The following is a 16,214-nucleotide window of genomic DNA, read 5'->3' as shown; positions in this document are numbered from 1 at the left end:
GTTGTGGGGTTGGGTGTGCGTCCGCTCGGGGCGGGACATACCTTGCTTTGCCATAGTATCACCTCACCACTAGGGTGCCACGGGCAGAGGTAAAAATACGATACAAAATTTGAGGTACGGCATGAAATTATTGCAGCCCGGCGCCCATTCCCTTATTGCGGGTAGCAATCAAGTCCAAAATTCCGCAAGTACCGCGCTTGCTGACTGAGCTTGCGGAAAAGGAATCACGCCGGATTCGCTCCGTTGCCTCTACAGCGGGGATGAGGTGGTGCTCATCCAGGTATGGAACCAGGTCGGCATCAGCCTGGATAAGCTGGATGTGTCCAAGTGGTAGGAGGGGGCATTTGTCAATCTTCGGTGGGGGAGAGCTCTCCCGTTATGGCGTCCACATAATAGGCGCCGCTGTCTGTGGTGATGCGCCAGACCGGTGTGAGCTCGACAGGCCGCGTGGTGCCGCTGACAATCAGATAGCCCGCGTTCATTTCGTCAATGCGGCTGCACACAAAGCCACCCTCTGTCACACCGGCCAGAAAACGGACCAGGACTGTGGCGGCAGAGAGGGTCTCTTCCTCGCTGGACGAGGTTATGGTGCCGGACAGGCGCTGGCCCTCCATGCGGAGCAGTGTGTCATCCTGCCAGAGCAGGGTGACCTGACAGGAAAAAAGGGGGGTACCCTCCCAGTTCTGGTAGTAGGTCAGTACCGTTTGCCCCGGGCGCTCACCGGACTCGGAGGAGATGAGAGTGCCCTGGAAATCGATTCGCTCCAGGCATGACTGGGAGGCATCCTCGTAGGAGCGCTCATGTTCCTTGGCCCAGGCACCAGGTTGAAAACGCACTGAGAAGGTGCCGTTCATGGAGAATTCAGCGGTGCCCTGTACACTGGAATACCGATGCCGGACATCGTTTTCCCCCTCGCGGGAGACATCGCCCAGCAGAGTCTGCGCCACGATGGCCTCGCTTTCCCGGTCACGGGTGACGGTCAGAGGGGAGAGTCCGGCCTCCTGGGGGACCCGCTCCGGGCCGAAGGTGATGCCGCTCTGCTCCAGAACGCGCACGGCCGCCTGGCGCGTATCCTCCTCATAGCGGGCGGCACGGCTCTCCTGCACACCCACCAGAATCAGGAGGAAGGCATTGACGGATACCAGCAGAAGCAGGATGATGTTTTTTAATTTGGACCATTCCACAGGGCATCATTCCTATCTGGCGGCCCAGCCGGCCTCCACAGTGTCACCGCCATTATCCGTATAAAAGACCACTAACTCCCTTCCCTCGGGAGACAGGGCCTCCAGCGCGGCGGCGGCCTGCCGCTCGGGAAGAAGCAGGCTGTGCTCCGCAGTCTCCTCATAGCGGCGGAAGCGCAGGGTATAGTCTATGATCTGTCCGTTCCGCACCGTGAACCGGGCGGCGCAGCCGTCCTCTGGAAGGAGAACGGCCGCTCCGCTCAGGCTGTAGCCATAGCAGACCTCTGTGGTGCCGTCGGCCCCTTCTGTGATATCCATCAGGTAGAGTTGGGCAGCGCCGCAGGAGGCGCCCACAGTATCTGCGGCCAGCCGCCGGGTGGTTTCCACTAGCTCCGACACCGTATAGCCATCTGTGGTTCCGATGGGATAGCGGGAGGCCGCGTCCTCTGAGGTGTGGTAGGACACGGTGCCGTCATTGCCGATCTCCAGAGTTTCCCGTCCTACCCGAAGGCGCAGGCCGCCAGGGATTTCGTACAGGGCATCGCTCTGTGTCTGGAAGGAAACAGCGGCCTGAAGGGCCGACACAGTGGCCTCGTCCGGGGAGGAGAGGGGGTTGGCGGAGTGGTACACCAGGGGGCTCGGCGTGGCGGAGGTGAGCAGTACATAGGGGGCCAGCCCGGCATAGCCCCGGTCCGCCTCCAACTCAAAGACAAAAAATGCACCGTTGCTCCCATGGCCGGAAACCAGCTCGTCCATATGGCCGGTGTAGGCGACCTCCGTTTCACAGGCATAATACAGGCCATCTGATTCATTATGATAGTACAGGGAGACCCCACCATCCAGATCCTGGGCCACGGCCAACTGGCGGGCTGTAGCAGTAAGGGAGGGGTTGCTGCCGCCCTCGCCCATCCAGGCGTATAGGGCCTCCAACGGGAGCTCTCCCAGGAAGTCGAACCACACGCCCGGGGCCTGTAGGGCGTCCCGCCAGGCTGACTCCGGAACTGTATGGGGAGAGGCGGCGCTGGAGAGAGCCTCGCTGAGCAGGATGCCTACCGAACTGAACAGGCGGTCGGCTTGGGCTGGGTCATACTGAACCGCAAAGCGGTCCACCCCATCGCAGACAGCAATACGCACGGGCTGGGCGGCGGCTCCGGACTGTCCGGTCGCCTCGGGGTCGTCTGCCGGAACGCTCTGTCCGGGATCTAAAAGTGAGAGAAGATGATCCAGCCAGCCCCGGGGGCCCTTATCCACCAGCCCGTTGAACATCAGCACCCGGACCGTGAGCACCACGGCGGAGAGGGTGAGCAGCAGGATCAGCAGGTTTTTAAGCCGCTCCACGGTGTTTCGTCTGCGGCGGCGCACGCGCTTATTCCCTTCCATGGTGCGGGCCCTCCACCAGTAGGGTGATTCGTACCGTCAGACCGGGACCGGAGCGGTCCACCAACTCGATGGTACCCTCATGGCGGTCTATGATCTCCTTGGCAATGGAGAGCCCCAGTCCTGTGCCGCCCGACTCGCGGGAGCGGGCCTTATCCACCCGGTAGAACCGCTCGAAGATGCGGCCCCGGTCCTCCTTGGGGATGCCGATGCCGTTGTCGGCCACTTCCATCCACACCCGCCGGTCCTGGCGGCCGGCGGAGATACGGATGCGGCCGCCATCGGGGGTGTATTTGATGGAGTTGGATACCACATTCATCATCACCTGTACGATCCGCTCACGGTCCCCGGTAATCTCAGGCAGCTCTTCCGTGATGTCCAGCTCCATGGCGTGGCCGTGGCGCTGGGCCTCCATCAGGTTGGCGTTGTAGACATCCTGTACCGCCTGTCCGAAAGGGAAGGGGGCCAACTTCAGCTCGGCCCGGCCGGAGTCAAAGCGGGAGAGGGTGAGCAGATCCTGCACAATGTGGGTCATACGGTCGGATTCGTTGAGAATAACACCCAGGAAGTTCTTTTCCGTGTTGGGAGGGAGCTCTCCTGCGTTGTCCGCCAGCGTCTCCGCATAGGAGCGGATGTTGGTCAGGGGAGTGCGCAGCTCGTGGGACACGTTGGCCACAAACTCCCGGCGGAGCTCCTCGGTCTTGCGCTGCTCGGTTACGTCGTGAATGACGACAAGAACGCCGCCCAGACGCTCCTGGTCAAAGGGGGTGAGCAGAAGCTCCAGGCTGCGGCCGCCCACATCCCGCTCACCGTCCAGGTAGCCGGGCTGCTCCACGGCCAGCACCCCCTGGAGGGGAGCAATGTCGGAGAAGAGTGTATCGTAGTTCTCGCTGCCGCCAATGGGAATGGATCGGCCCAGCATCTCCTCGGCGGCGGGGTTGGACTGGATTACCGAGCCGTCCCGGGAGAAGGCCACCACACCGTCGGTCATATGCAGAAAGAGGGTGCCCAGCTTGGTGCGCTCGTTCTCCACTTCTTCCAGGGTGCGCTTGAGCTGCTGGGCCATGTCATTGAAGGTGCCGGTGAGCACGCCGATCTCGTCTCGGGAGGCCACCTCGATTTTGTGGGAAAAGTCGCCGTCCGCCACCCGTTCAGCGCCCTCGGTCAGCCGCTCAATGGGGGTGATCAGCGTCTTGGACAGCAGGAAAGAGAGAAGCACGGAGATGATCAGGCCGAAGATCAACGCCTCTACAATCAGCGTGATCAGCTCACTGTTGAGGGCGGACACATTGGCGCCGTTGTCCTGCACATAGACGATGTAGCGGCCCTCGCCCCGCTGTACTGCCACGGCTACGTCCATATAGGCGGCGGCGGGGGAGTTATCGTCGCTGGCATCCTCACCTGCCAGCACCCGCATCAGGTTGCGGGAATCATTGGGCATCGCCTGTCCGGACTCCTTATCGTCGGAGCCTGCCAGCCAGTGGCCGTCGGTACCGTCCAGTACGTAGTATTTCCGGCTGCGGTTGTCAATGCCGAGGGTGCTGTTGGTATCCAGAATGTGGGCGATGCTGGATGCGGCGTCCTCCTCACCCTCGATGGGAGTCTCCAGATCCTTCCAGAAGTCCGGGTCGCCAAAGGCCTCGGACATCTGGGTATAGAAGTCCTGCGTGTAGTAATTGGCAACCGAATTGATCAGAAATGCACCTACCACCGTCATCAGGGAGATAATCAGCAGCGTCATGATGAGCATGAGCTTCATGTGCAGGCTTCGAAACATGGGGACACCCCCTCCCAATTCTTCCAAGAGATGCAACGGCGTCCTGAGCCGAAGCGTTGAAGCAGTACCCGATGGCCTCCCGGTTATGATGAACTACAGGGCCGCGGAGTCGTCCGTTCCCTGCACGCCAGGCCGCACGGAGACTCCATAGGGATGTAAGATTTCAGGCAACACGAATTCAACCTGCGGCTTGCCTTGCTGGAGTTTTATGCGTTGAAGTAATAGCCCAGGCCCCTTCGAGTGACGATAAACTGCGGGACTGCGGGATTGTCCTCCACCTTTTCGCGCAGGCGGCGCACGGCTACATCGACGGCGCGCACATCGCCTACATAACCCTCATAGTTCCAGACGTGCTCCATCAGAGCCTCCCGGGAAAAGACCTTTCCGGGCTGGGAGGCCAGAAATTTCAGTAGCTCATATTCCCGCTGTGTCAGCTCCAGGGGGTGATCATCCTTGTAGACGATCATCAGGTCGACATCAATGACGATACGGCCGTGCTCAATACGCCGACTGCCGCCGAGGGGAGCAGCCGCGCCGGCGGCGCCTACCATCTCATTGCGGCGAATATTGGCCTTTACCCGGGCCAGCAGCTCCCGCATGGAGAAGGGCTTCGTGATATAGTCATCGGCCCCCAGCTCCAGTCCCAGAACCTTGTCGGTCTCCTCTTCACGGGCGGTAAGCATGATGACCGGTGTGCTCCGGTTTTCCCTGCGCAGGCTGCGGCATACGTCAAAACCATTCATCTTGGGCAGCATGAGATCCAGGAGAATCAGATCCGGGTTTTGCTCCAGGGCCAACTGGAGGCCCGCCTCGCCGTCGTAGGCCTCCAGCGTCTCATAGCCCTCCTTGGACAGATTGAAGCTGAGAATATCGACGATGTTTTTCTCGTCCTCCACGATCAGGATACGCTTGTTCATGGCAATTCCTCCACACACTCACAGTCCCAGCAGCTTGGCCTTCAGCACCAGCGCCACGGTTTTGGCGTCCTTGATCTCCCCCTGCCGTACCTGCTCCACCAGGGCGGAGAAGGGGATGCGCTCCACGGAGAGGAACTCGTCCTCGTCCGGATGACAGGCTCCCTCAGTCAGCTCTTGGGCGAGATACATGTGAAGCACCTCCGAGGAAAAGCCGGGGGAGGAGTAGAGACACCCCAGGTAGGTCAGCCTCCCGCAGGAGGCGCCCACCTCCTCCTCCAGCTCACGCAGGGCGGCCAGACGGTGGTCCTCGCCCCGCTCCAACTTCCCTGCGGGCAGTTCGGCCACCACCTCCTGGAAGGGGTAGCGAAACTGGCGGACCAGGCTCACCGTGCCGTCGTCAAACAGGGGCAGAATAGCCACCCCGCCGGGGTGCTCCACCACTTCCCGGGAGGCCACGCGGCCGTTGGGCAGTTCCGCCTTGTCCAGCCGCACCGTGATGATCTTTCCCTCAAAGAGCACGCGGCTCTCCACTGTCTTTTCCATCAGTTCCATCCGGCATATCCCTTTCTTTGCACAGCCTTTGCACTGCGGCATCCAGATTAAACCACATTATATCATAGATTCCGCCCCTTTGCCAATCCCCCCAATCATTACAGCTATCCAAAGTCCACGGCCATCCGGTATAATACCATCAACGGTCGGATTGATTTTTGCAAAAGGAGGCCCGTTATGACGATCCAGCCAATCGGAAGCGCCAGCGTGGCGCTGTACATCACACCTGCGGACTTGAAGGAGCACGGTCTCACCCCGGCAGGGCTGACTCTGGAACGGGCGCTGGCCATTACACAGACCGCCTTCCACGAGGCGGGGATCACTCTGGAGGGCTCCATCGAGATCGAGGCCTACCCGGATGCCTGCGGCGTTCTGGTGTTTGCCCATGTCCGCGCGCCGGAGCGGGCCTGGTTTTCTTTTGACGAGCTGGAGCCTGTGGTGGCCGCGGCCCGGGATCTGCCCGCACCGCGGCCGGATGCGGCGCTGCTCTGGTGGGAGGACCGCTGGTGGCTCTCGCTGGGAGCGGGGGAGGAGCAGGCCATTGCGCGGCTGTCGGAGTTCGGCCGCTGTGAGACCGCACGCCCCCATCTGGAAGCCCGGCTGGCCGAGCACGGCCGCCCCGTGTGGGATCAGGACGCCCTCACCGCGCTGCTCTCCTACTTTCCCGTCTGACCTATTGACAAGCGTGGTATAATAAAAACCTAGGCATATACAGCCGGAACGCAGGCCGGGGGTGAGGACATGGACGGCAAGGGAATCAAGGTGGTTGCAAAGAACAGCAAGGCTTACCACGATTACTTTATTGAGGATAAGTACGAGGCGGGCATCGAGCTGGCGGGCACCGAGGTCAAGTCCATCCGCCAGGGCCATGTCAACCTCAAGGACTCCTTCTGTATCGTGAAAGACGGGCAGATGCACGTTCACGGCATGCACATCAGCCCCTATGAGAAAGGGAACATCTTCAACAAGGATCCCTTGCGCTCTCGCCGGCTGCTGATGCACAAGCGGGAGATCCTCCGCCTCTTCGCCAAGGTAAAGCAGGATGGATACGCGCTGGTGCCTCTGTGTCTCTACTTCCGCGGTCCCAAGGTCAAGCTGGAGGTGGGGTTGGCCAAAGGCAAGAAGCTCTACGACAAGCGGGCCTCCGCCGCGGCCAAGGACGCCAAGAGGGAAATGGACCGCACTATGAAATCCCGCCGCACCGGCGGTTATTGATGTCAAAGAGGGGGGCATCCCCCTGGGAAAGGAAGGAATCCAATGGCTCAAAATCCCATTGTCACCTTTGAGATGGAGAACGGCGGCAAAATGGTCGCTGAACTCTACCCGGAGGTGGCGCCCAACACGGTCAACAACTTCATCAACCTGGTGCAGTCCGGCTTTTATAACGGCCTGATCTTCCACCGGGTAATCCCTGGTTTCATGATCCAGGGCGGCTGCCCCAATGGCAACGGCATGGGCGGCCCCGGCTATTCCATCCGCGGTGAGTTCAGCCACAACGGGGTGCAGAACAGCCTCAAGCACGACCGGGGTGTACTCTCCATGGCCCGCGCCATGAATCCCAACTCCGCCGGTAGCCAGTTCTTTATCATGGTGGAGAAGGCCCCCCATCTGGACGGCGAGTATGCCGCCTTCGGCAAGGTGATCGAGGGCATGGACGTGGCCGATACCATCGTGAACGCAGACCGGGACCGGATGGATAAGCCCAAGCAGGAGCAGCGGATGAAGTCCGTCACCGTGGAGACCTTCGGCGTGGACTACCCCGCCCCGGCCAAGTGCTGATTTTCAGGAGAGCTCAACGACTCAATTCCACGCAGAAATGTCCTGCAACCTCATCTCTCCCGGTGAAGCCCAGCGTCAGCGGGTTCACCGGGAAGGTGAGGAGCAAGGGAGCGGCCTGACGGATGTCCGCCTTTGGCGGGTGCCCGGAAGAAAGCGGACTTTGCGACGAGCCGGGGGCGTACTGGTTTCGACGGGGACGTAGAGGCGGGAATAGCGGGCGGATGCGCCTATCATCCTTAAAATGGGCAACTTATAAATTAAAGAACAACGATAACGTTGAGCTTGTCGCGGCTTAAGCCGTGACCGTCCCGTCCGGAAGGACCACGAGCCGGAACGGGGCGTCGTTTAGTGGTGCACGTGTGTGCGCAAAGCTTTGAGCGCACCATGAACAATGAAGCTACCAAGCCCTGTAGTTTGACGGCCTACGCCGGGGTAAGGGAATGTAAATGACCGTCTGCGCCCGGAGAGGTTCCCGAGGAAGCGTTTTCGGACGGGGGTTCGACTCCCCCCGCCTCCACCAGATGGACATTACACGAACACCTACTTTTTTAAAGGCGGCTTTGCCGTAAGAGTGTGGCTGTGATGTCAACACAGAACCAGAGGGCCAAGGTACATAGTACCTTGGCCCTCGATTTTTTATATACCTATGTCTTATTTTGGTTCGGCGTCTAACCATGCAGGCAGATTGGCGCAAGCAATGCGAGTGTTAGTACACACTCACCTTTTCTGCTTGTTGGGGACTATGCCCCAAACCCCATTGAACTCAGAATTTCATTCTGCGGCTACACATTTTGCAAATTCCCTTTATTCTGTTAATGAAACCAGTTTTTATTCAGACAGCAAGCCTTTTGAAGGAATGGATGCTTGTTTAAATGCGTTTTTGATTGTTTTAGCTGTTTCTTCTCCTCGTTTTCGCGCAGCATCAATAACTTCTTGATAGTTCTGTATCCTTTCTGTGTTAATCCGAATAGCAACCGCCGTACCGTGAAAATTTGTTGTGCGTTTATAAAAAGAATACGGAAACACATCCAAACAATCTGTTTCACTTAATAGGATAAATCGACCGCCTGTCATGCGACAAATTTCGCTGATAATATAAAGCCCATACCCGGAATTTGCATTTGGATTGTTCCCTTTATCTCCTTTACCTGGATCGAATGACGCAGAAACTCCTGGCTTGATTGCCCATTCCAATGCTTCCGTATTGTTGGAAATAAATTCTCTATGCCTCCTATTGCGGCATAAGCTTTGCATAATGCCCATACCTTCATCCAGTATAGCGATTTCAGCCGGGTGGCCAGGTCGGTTCCTCCAGTATTGACCACAAATCCAAACTTCGCTGGTGCCAGCGTGTTCTGGAACATTACGAATCGCTTCTCGAATCAAGTATTGAAATAGCTTACATAGTTCTGGATTTTTTTGTCCTAAGACGCGCGCAAGGCCTTTGCTTTCCGACTCAATAATGTCTACCTGCTCTAGACAACGACCGGCTTGGATACTGTTTTGTATCCATTGTTCCACATTAATTTTCGTCAAAGGGATATATGTTCCCCCGCCGGGGGCTTCTCCGGGCATTCTTCCCAGTGGAAAGCCTGCTGATTGAAAATATCCCATATGTCCAGCATATGTAAAATTTTTATCATTCACATAATTTGCGTCGTATTGTCCCGGTGCAAGATTCTTATTTGCACAAAACTGTCGAATTGCTGCCGAAGATAGTAGCATAGCAAACGGTTCATAGTTAGTGATGTTTGAAAAATCAAATGTGTATGTTTCGTCAGCACTTATCTCACTAAGTTCACAGCAAAAACTGATTGCCTTTGGGGCATAAAGTTGTGGAACTTTAATTTTCATTTCCTGCACCTCGCTTCAACTTCCTAGATAGAAGTAACTATAGCATTTTTCAACAACGAATATTTCTGTCTTACAAATTGGGGTATTCCTGAATTTCTTTTTTTGTAAATCCAGCCCACCATAAGCTCATGTTCCTAATCAACTTATCAAGAATAATAATCAAATATTGGAGTTCAGAATCACTTTTGAAATCATAATAATAGGCATGTCCATGAGTAATCTGATGTCTTATTTCCTTGATTCTTGCACTTACCTTGTCTGAGGATAAATTGGAATTAGACAACAACTGCGGAAATTCATCAAACATATATTGTAATTCAGCTTTTAACGGGAACTTCCTATCTGCTGCCTTATCTGGCTCTAGTTTATCAAACAGATATTCAAATGACATGACCTGTTGTAAAAAGCGTTGTGGAGAAAACAATGTATAGAAAGTTTCTAAGTGGCCTAACGGTATACTTTTTGTAATTCTGCTTCCAGAATCTTTCGCTATGTTATTTAGGATGCGAGGAACATATTTCATGGCATCAAACTGATAAAAAAATCCATCACTCCAAGATGCCGCTTCTTCTGAAACCATGGGACAATAAAACCATCCTGTTTTTAGACCATTTTTATATAGTGTGATCTGCTGAAACGGCACTTCTGATGTAGACAGCATAAACATTGCAAGACGATATAAAACCATCGAAATATTATAAAGCTCTTGTATGTCATCTGTCTGTAGCCGGAAAAGAAGCTCTCCTTTTTTGTCAAAGTCCTCAAGAAGCCCCAAACGATGATTTTGTCCAATGCGATACACTAACTCATAATGCATGCCGTTCATGATAAATGGAAACATATACACATCCTTGGGTTCCAGTGCCAAGTTAATTCCTTTTCTGACCATATCCAGATATTCATATTTGTATCGGAACACATCGTCAAGGAATGGTGATTGAAAGCCTATGGTATCGTAGTTGCCTTTTGAGGCTATTGTATTGATGATATAGCAGCGCAAATAGCAGGTACTGCCCATAGAACGCTCCACAAAAAAGTGGCCGTTTGACCTTGGCTGCCTACACCGAAACACTGCCCGTGGAGAATATAATTTTTCTTAAAATTATGCTCCATTGAAAAGTCGCTGAGGAGGTCATCGTCTGTAAACAACTCCATGCGGTAATTTTCAATGACAAACGGAATTTTACCCTCTCTATAATCAATAAACCCTTTTATCATATTTCCTCACTTCAACCGCTCACACAGCGGCAGCAGTTGTTCCAGTTTTTCGACAATGCGTTTTTGCTCGGCAAGGGGAGGAAGAGGGATCAATAATGTTTTGTATTTGTCTTGCGAAATGTTTACCTGTTGCTTATCCATTCCCGACATCAATTCGATAATTAAAGCTCGAATTGGCGGAGAATTTATAGCCATGACAATATAATCTTTATATATAAACTCATTGGTCATATTGATGCGTAATGTCTTATCTGAAAGTATTAGATTGTAGTTAATATCTTTAACTAGACACGCAATACCAGTTCTATTTGTTGGGCCTGCTCGTGTGATTAAAATATCGTCCTTGTGAACTTGCATACTTGGATTTACAACAAAATTCTTTGGCAAAACTTTATTTTGCGTTTCATCAAAGTAACCGAGCTGAATTGCCGTAGTTGTTATTACGCCCCATTCATCTTCACTTACAGGCTGTTTATCACACTTTGGGCTTTTTCCAGCATCTAAGAACCACGATATATTGTCTAAGCTCACCCACTTCCAGCCCTCTGGAATATCAAAAGGCTTTTCGTCCTCGGTGATTTCGGGCAGGGGCTTTTCCTTTTTGATTTTCTTTTCGGAAATCAGCCGCTGTTTTTCCTGCTGGATTTGGGCAAAAAGTTCCTCCGCTGTACCTTCTTCGGGGCGCTGTTCCACCAGCTTGCCCTGGATGGCATATTGCAGGAGGGATTTTTTCATATCCTCCGGGAACCGACTGTTGAACTGCTCCAGCTTGCTCCATGCCTGCTCGTAACGGTCGATATAGGGCAACAGCTCCTCAATTTTGGCAACAATCCGCTTTTGCTCAGCAAGCGGAGGGAGAGGAATAATACAATCTGCAATTATTTCTAATGTGAGATTGGGAATAGCTGTTGTCTTCTTTTGTTCAGTGAGATACTTTTGTATCCCCCCTGAATTCAGGGCATAAATAAGATATAGTAATTCAAGGCTACAGTTATTTACTAATCTTACCATTGAAACCGCTTGATTTGCATTGAGAGGTAAATCTTCTTTTTTTACAATAGCAGTTCGCCCTAATGTTCCTGCAATTGTAATTAAAATATCGTTTTCTTGTATAATTGATCTCTTTAAATAGCCGATATGAGTATTTTTATCAATATATTTCAGATTTGTTTTGTCCAGTTTATCCAGTCCAGCAACATTTTCTGCTCTTAGAAAACCAATGCCTTCTTCTAAGTAACTTACATTTCCACCCCTTGGTGTAGTTCCTTTGGTTATGAGCGATGAAATTTCTCCGAGTCGAATCCATACCCAGCTTCGCGGAATATCAAAGGGCTTTTCGTCCTCGGTGATTTCGGGCAGGGGCTTTTCCTTTTTGATTTTCTTTTCGGAAATCAGCCGCTGTTTTTCCCGCTGGATTTGGGCAAAAAGTTCCTCGGCGGTGCCTTCCTCGGGGCGCTGCTCCACCAGCTTGCCCTGAATGGCAAGCTGCAAAATGCTGTTTTTCAACTCCTGCGGGGTCATTCGGCATTCCCTCCCAACAGGCTGGTGATCTCCGCCAGCACCCGGTCAATCTCCGCATTGAGCGAGGCCCGCTGCTCTTCGTACCGCTGAATCAGGTCCATGGGGGCCAGAATCTCCTCCTCCTCGTGGGGGTAGCCGCACTGGTCCAGATTGTAGCCCAGCTCCTCGGTGAGCTGTTGCGCCGTGAACCTCTTCGCCTTGTCGAAGCCGTCCTCGGCAAGCTCCTGCCGGTCGTTCCACCAGTCCAGAACAGGCTGGAAGTGCTCCATTTTCATGGGCTTTGTTTTGGAAAAATGTTTGTAGCCCTGGGGCATATCCAGCCGGTAAAACCAGATTTCCTCGGTGGGATGGGTGTTGTCAAAGAACAGGATATTGGTGGTGATGGAGGTATAGGGCGAGAACACGCTGCCCGGCAGCCGGATGATGGTGTGCAGATTGAACTCCCGCAGCAGCTTCTTTTTAATACTCACCTTGGCGTTGTCGGTGCCGAACAGGAAGCCGTCCGGCAGGATCACCGCCGCCCGGCCGTTTTTCTTCAGCCGGTACATAATTACCGACATGAACAGGTCGGCGGTCTCGCTGCTGGCCAGGTCGCCGGGGAAATGGTTCTTCACGTCCGCCTTCTCGCTGCCGCCGTAGGGGGGATTCATCAGAACCACATCCACCTTGTCGTCCTCGGTGTAGTCCAGCACATCGTGAAGCAGGGTGTTCGCGTGGTACACCTGGGGCACATCCAGCCCGTGAAGCAAAAGGTTGGTCACGCAGAGCATATAGGGGAACTGCTTTTTCTCGATGCCGTAGATGGAGTTGCTGTAGGCCTGCTCGTCCTCGGTGGTTTTCACCTGCTTGTGCAGCTCCTTCAGCCAGCTGACGATAAAGCCGCCGGTGCCGCAGGCAAAGTCGGCCATGGTCTCGCCGATTTCGGGGCGGATGACCTGCGCCATGAAATCCGTAACCGCGCGGGGCGTGTAGAACTCACCGGCGGAACCGGCGCTTTGCAGCTCCTTCAGGATGGTCTCGTAAATCTCGCCGAAGGCGTGGCTTTCCTCATAGTCGCTGAAATCCAGGTCGTCGATCACGTTGATGACCTGCCGCAGCAGCACACCGTCCTTCATGTAGTTGTTGGCATCGGCGAAGGTGGTCTGCACAATGGCCTTTTTGATGGGGGTGGACGCGCTCACCGGCAGGCTTTTCAGCGTGGGGAACAGCTTGTTGTTCACAAAATCCAGCAGCCGGTCGCCGGTGAGGACGGTGCCGGATTTGTCATCGTGTGCCCAGTTCTGCCAGCGGCACTCCTCGGGAATGATGGACTGATACGCCTCATCATCCCATTCCCAGTCCTGCTCCTTTGCGTCGTACACCTTCAAAAACAGCATCCAGGCAATCTGCTCGATGCGCTGTGCGTCGCCGTTGATGCCCGCATCGTTGCGCATGATGTCCCGCAGCCGTTTTACAAATCCCGTTAAATTGCTCATGGGTTATACCGCCTTAGTATTTTTGCTTTAAATAGGGAACAAATGCGTCATAGAACTTCTTGCTCCATTCCGCATGAAATTTTGCCATCTGGGTCCAGTCAGCCTCATTTTCAATGCTAACGCCTTCCAAGCGCACAAGAATATAAGATCCCTTGGTATTATCGCTCCGAAGCCACTCGACCGAACTTCCCAGCGTCGCTTCAATTTCATCTTTATGGCCGAACAAATAATCAAACGCTTCTTTGTTTCGCTCTTTGCTGACGTTTGCCAAGGTTAAATCCACCCTTGCCCGATTGTAGTTGGCAATACAAGAAATATTAAATCCGCCAATTCCAAAAAAGCCGCTCAGCCAATTCTCTTTGGATGTTGTGCATCCAGAGAAGCATCCTCGACCAGTTCCATCGTCATGTGACTGCTGGATATACGGCAGCGCAAATGCCCAATACCTGCGCCTCAGTTCATATCTTGTACCTGCCTCTTGTGCTGCGGTATCCACGTTGGAGTCTTTAAGGTAGAATACCAAATCCGCTTCGTTTGCGCCGTATGCTTTAAAGAATTTGCGCAGCATGGAAATTTTGGTGGATGTGCTGGTATTTCTCTCAACGAAAATATCCGTATCAATCTCCAGTGCATTTCGCAAATCCTGTGAGTTGTGGCTCACATATACATTCAAATCATTTGTATCATCTGTGGAATACGCCAACCTCGATAACACGGATTTATCCTCTGCATGGAGAATTTTCAAAATCTGCTCCATCATATCAATCCAGCTAGTAACGGGCTGTTCTGTATTTTTGTAACCAAAACGGACAATATCTCGACCACTCAAATCCACATCGTCATCCAGAGAATACGAATCTATCTGCTTTTCTTCTGGTTGGAAATCAGTTTCCGGCAGCGGCCAAATCACCAAGGCCTTCTGCATCAGAATTTGATTGCGTGTTTCCAGTTCCTCCAGCCCCCAATGATCCTGCTGGGCAATCCACACATTCATATGTAAATGGCTGTCACGAAATCCGTTTTTCATATCACGCTTTTCCTGAAATGTACTGTTGCTATACTTGGAGTTATAGCCAGTCAGGGTAAGGTTTGCCAAACGATGTAGCCAGGTTTCTTGAACAGCTTCATAATCCTCACCAAGGTCTTTGATCCAAACTGGCGTAAGATGCTGGGGCATGATATGTTCAATCGAGTATACACCATCATCAAACTGTTTATAGACATCCTGTACTTCCACAGTTCCGCTGTTTTCAAAGCGCTCCAACATATAGATTTTGTTTTTGCTGTTCATCTGGTAAACCGGACGCTTTTCAAACGCTTCAATGAATTCGCCATTATCAGGAAATCTGCCGCGATCTGATTTTGCTCGAAGTGCGTACTTGAACTTTTCCACATAATCGTTCTCGGTACCGTCATATCGAATGATTTCACGATGCAGCATCAGAAAGATTTTATTTAGAGTATTAGTGGGCAGATCGCAAATCGCTCTGCGAAACAGGTAGTTCTCTGTATAGAGGAAAATTTCTTTTACATCGGACAGCGAAATCTTATTTTCTGATTGCAGGCGAAGAACTTCCAGAAAGAAAGGTCTGGTAACCGTTGTTTCCAAACGGTTTAGCCGATAAATACAGGAATTGAGTTCTTTGTCTGCGGTCTTTCCTTTCAGAAGAACTGCATACCATTTAGCATAGCGCAAAAGCTCCTGCAGCAGATCCTCAACTTCCGTCCCGCTTTCTTCCACAAATGCTTTAAATGTGAAATACACCTTGCTCATGGCAGGAATGAGCTGTTGCTTTACGCTAAGATAATCCCGTACAAACAAGCTGACATCGTAGTCCGTACACACCTCAATTTTATTCCAGTATTTCTCGTAAAACTCTGCTTGCTGTTTGCTGGGTAACCCCATGAGAATGAAGTTTCTGATTTTATCGCCTTCGCTGAGCGCAACGCCGGTGGAGTTCAAACTTTCAAAGATTAACTGCGGATTATCGTCCTGGTTCAGGGTAATATTGATAATTTCCAGCTTTGTGACCGCCTCATAAAGTTCGTCCAGAGAGACCTCTTCTTTTTGGATACGAGAATAGAAATACTCATAGTTAATCGTAAGGTTAGAATTTGGAATATGCTGAGACTGGTCATCAAACAATCGACCAAAGGCATCCCGATCATTTTTTACCGGCTTTAATTTGATTCTGGTATCATCATCCTGCCATTCGTCAATCAAATATGTTTTGTAGATTTTCTCTGCTAAATTCCCCTTGGCCGGTGTAAGAACGCCGTTTTTCATCAGATTGTACATTGCCAATAAGAGCAACGAAATTGTGGTCAACCGCTGCTGCCCATCAATGACAAGATACTCGTTGAATTCACCGTCATTATGAACCGATACAATGCTGCCAAAGAAATGGCTTTTACGCCCTCTCCTTACAACTTTGATCAAGTCATCATATAGCTGTTTGCAATTTTCGGTTTTCCAATCATAATTTCTTTGATACACAGGGATGATAAAGCGTTTGTCCGATCCCTGCATATAAGAAACCAATTTCGTTTCTGAACCTTTCAT

13 protein-coding genes and 1 other RNA gene are annotated in these 16,214 nt (G+C 52.5%); 4 read left to right on the top strand and 10 right to left on the bottom strand.

The annotated features are described in order from the left end of the window. Window positions 1–347 precede the first annotated feature (347 nt). The 5 genes from ACESY8_RS04600 to ACESY8_RS04580 all read right to left on the bottom strand — a co-directional run bounded on the left by ACESY8_RS04600 (window position 348) and on the right by ACESY8_RS04580 (window position 5,804). The gene (locus tag ACESY8_RS04600) at window positions 348–1,184 is read right to left on the bottom strand and encodes a two-component system regulatory protein YycI (protein ID WP_087359544.1); all 837 of its coding nucleotides are present in this window, start codon (window positions 1,182–1,184) and stop codon (window positions 348–350) included. A 12-nt stretch (window positions 1,185–1,196) separates the two neighbouring features. Beyond that, complete coding sequence (locus ACESY8_RS04595) at window positions 1,197–2,561, bottom strand: hypothetical protein (RefSeq protein ID WP_054338575.1); 1,365 nt, start codon at window positions 2,559–2,561, stop codon at window positions 1,197–1,199. Beyond that, the gene (locus ACESY8_RS04590; protein WP_009256780.1) at window positions 2,548–4,335 is read right to left on the bottom strand and encodes an ATP-binding protein; all 1,788 of its coding nucleotides are present in this window, start codon (window positions 4,333–4,335) and stop codon (window positions 2,548–2,550) included. The genes ACESY8_RS04595 and ACESY8_RS04590 overlap by 14 nt, the downstream gene beginning before the upstream one ends. 206 nt (window positions 4,336–4,541) lie before the next feature. Next, on the bottom strand, window positions 4,542–5,252 hold the full coding sequence (locus ACESY8_RS04585) for a response regulator (RefSeq protein WP_021631377.1): 711 nt from the start codon (window positions 5,250–5,252) through the stop codon (window positions 4,542–4,544). 18 nt (window positions 5,253–5,270) lie between these two features. After that, window positions 5,271–5,804, bottom strand: a complete 534-nt coding sequence (locus tag ACESY8_RS04580; protein ID WP_024722893.1) for an NUDIX domain-containing protein — start codon at window positions 5,802–5,804, stop codon at window positions 5,271–5,273. A gap of 177 nt (window positions 5,805–5,981) precedes the next feature. Between ACESY8_RS04580 and ACESY8_RS04575 the strand changes: the two genes are divergently transcribed. The 4 genes from ACESY8_RS04575 (at window position 5,982) to ssrA (ending at window position 8,103) form a co-directional block, all read left to right on the top strand. Continuing rightward, the gene (locus tag ACESY8_RS04575) at window positions 5,982–6,476 is read left to right on the top strand and encodes an adaptor protein MecA (RefSeq protein ID WP_007495254.1); all 495 of its coding nucleotides are present in this window, start codon (window positions 5,982–5,984) and stop codon (window positions 6,474–6,476) included. A 69-nt stretch (window positions 6,477–6,545) separates the two neighbouring features. Continuing rightward, on the top strand, window positions 6,546–7,019 hold the full coding sequence (smpB, locus tag ACESY8_RS04570) for an SsrA-binding protein SmpB (protein ID WP_007495252.1): 474 nt from the start codon (window positions 6,546–6,548) through the stop codon (window positions 7,017–7,019). A gap of 42 nt (window positions 7,020–7,061) precedes the next feature. After that, window positions 7,062–7,583, top strand: a complete 522-nt coding sequence (locus ACESY8_RS04565; protein ID WP_007495250.1) for a peptidylprolyl isomerase — start codon at window positions 7,062–7,064, stop codon at window positions 7,581–7,583. A gap of 172 nt (window positions 7,584–7,755) precedes the next feature. Next, window positions 7,756–8,103: a transfer-messenger RNA gene (gene ssrA / locus ACESY8_RS04560) on the top strand. A gap of 308 nt (window positions 8,104–8,411) precedes the next feature. Here the strand turns inward: ssrA and ACESY8_RS04555 are convergent. From ACESY8_RS04555 to ACESY8_RS04535, 5 genes are all read right to left on the bottom strand, one after another. After that, the gene (locus tag ACESY8_RS04555) at window positions 8,412–9,437 is read right to left on the bottom strand and encodes a hypothetical protein (protein WP_204681334.1); all 1,026 of its coding nucleotides are present in this window, start codon (window positions 9,435–9,437) and stop codon (window positions 8,412–8,414) included. 70 nt (window positions 9,438–9,507) lie between these two features. Next, window positions 9,508–10,455, bottom strand: a complete 948-nt coding sequence (locus tag ACESY8_RS04550) for a hypothetical protein (protein WP_288858999.1) — start codon at window positions 10,453–10,455, stop codon at window positions 9,508–9,510. A gap of 206 nt (window positions 10,456–10,661) precedes the next feature. Continuing rightward, complete coding sequence (locus tag ACESY8_RS04545) at window positions 10,662–12,176, bottom strand: restriction endonuclease subunit S (RefSeq protein ID WP_204681331.1); 1,515 nt, start codon at window positions 12,174–12,176, stop codon at window positions 10,662–10,664. Continuing rightward, a complete protein-coding gene (locus ACESY8_RS04540; protein ID WP_204681330.1) occupies window positions 12,173–13,651 on the bottom strand; it encodes a type I restriction-modification system subunit M in 1,479 nt (492 codons plus the stop codon). The genes ACESY8_RS04545 and ACESY8_RS04540 overlap by 4 nt, the downstream gene beginning before the upstream one ends. Window positions 13,652–13,664: 13 nt before the next feature. Then, window positions 13,665–16,214, bottom strand: coding sequence for a DUF4268 domain-containing protein (locus ACESY8_RS04535; protein WP_204681329.1), 2,550 nt, complete (start codon window positions 16,212–16,214; stop codon window positions 13,665–13,667).

The organism is Clostridium sp. ATCC BAA-442 (assembly GCF_964239415.1).
In the GTDB taxonomy this organism is placed as follows: domain Bacteria; phylum Bacillota; class Clostridia; order Oscillospirales; family Oscillospiraceae; genus Flavonifractor; species Flavonifractor plautii.
The sequence above is the reverse complement of the archived record's forward strand: the minus strand, read 5'-3'. Positions and strand labels throughout refer to the sequence as shown.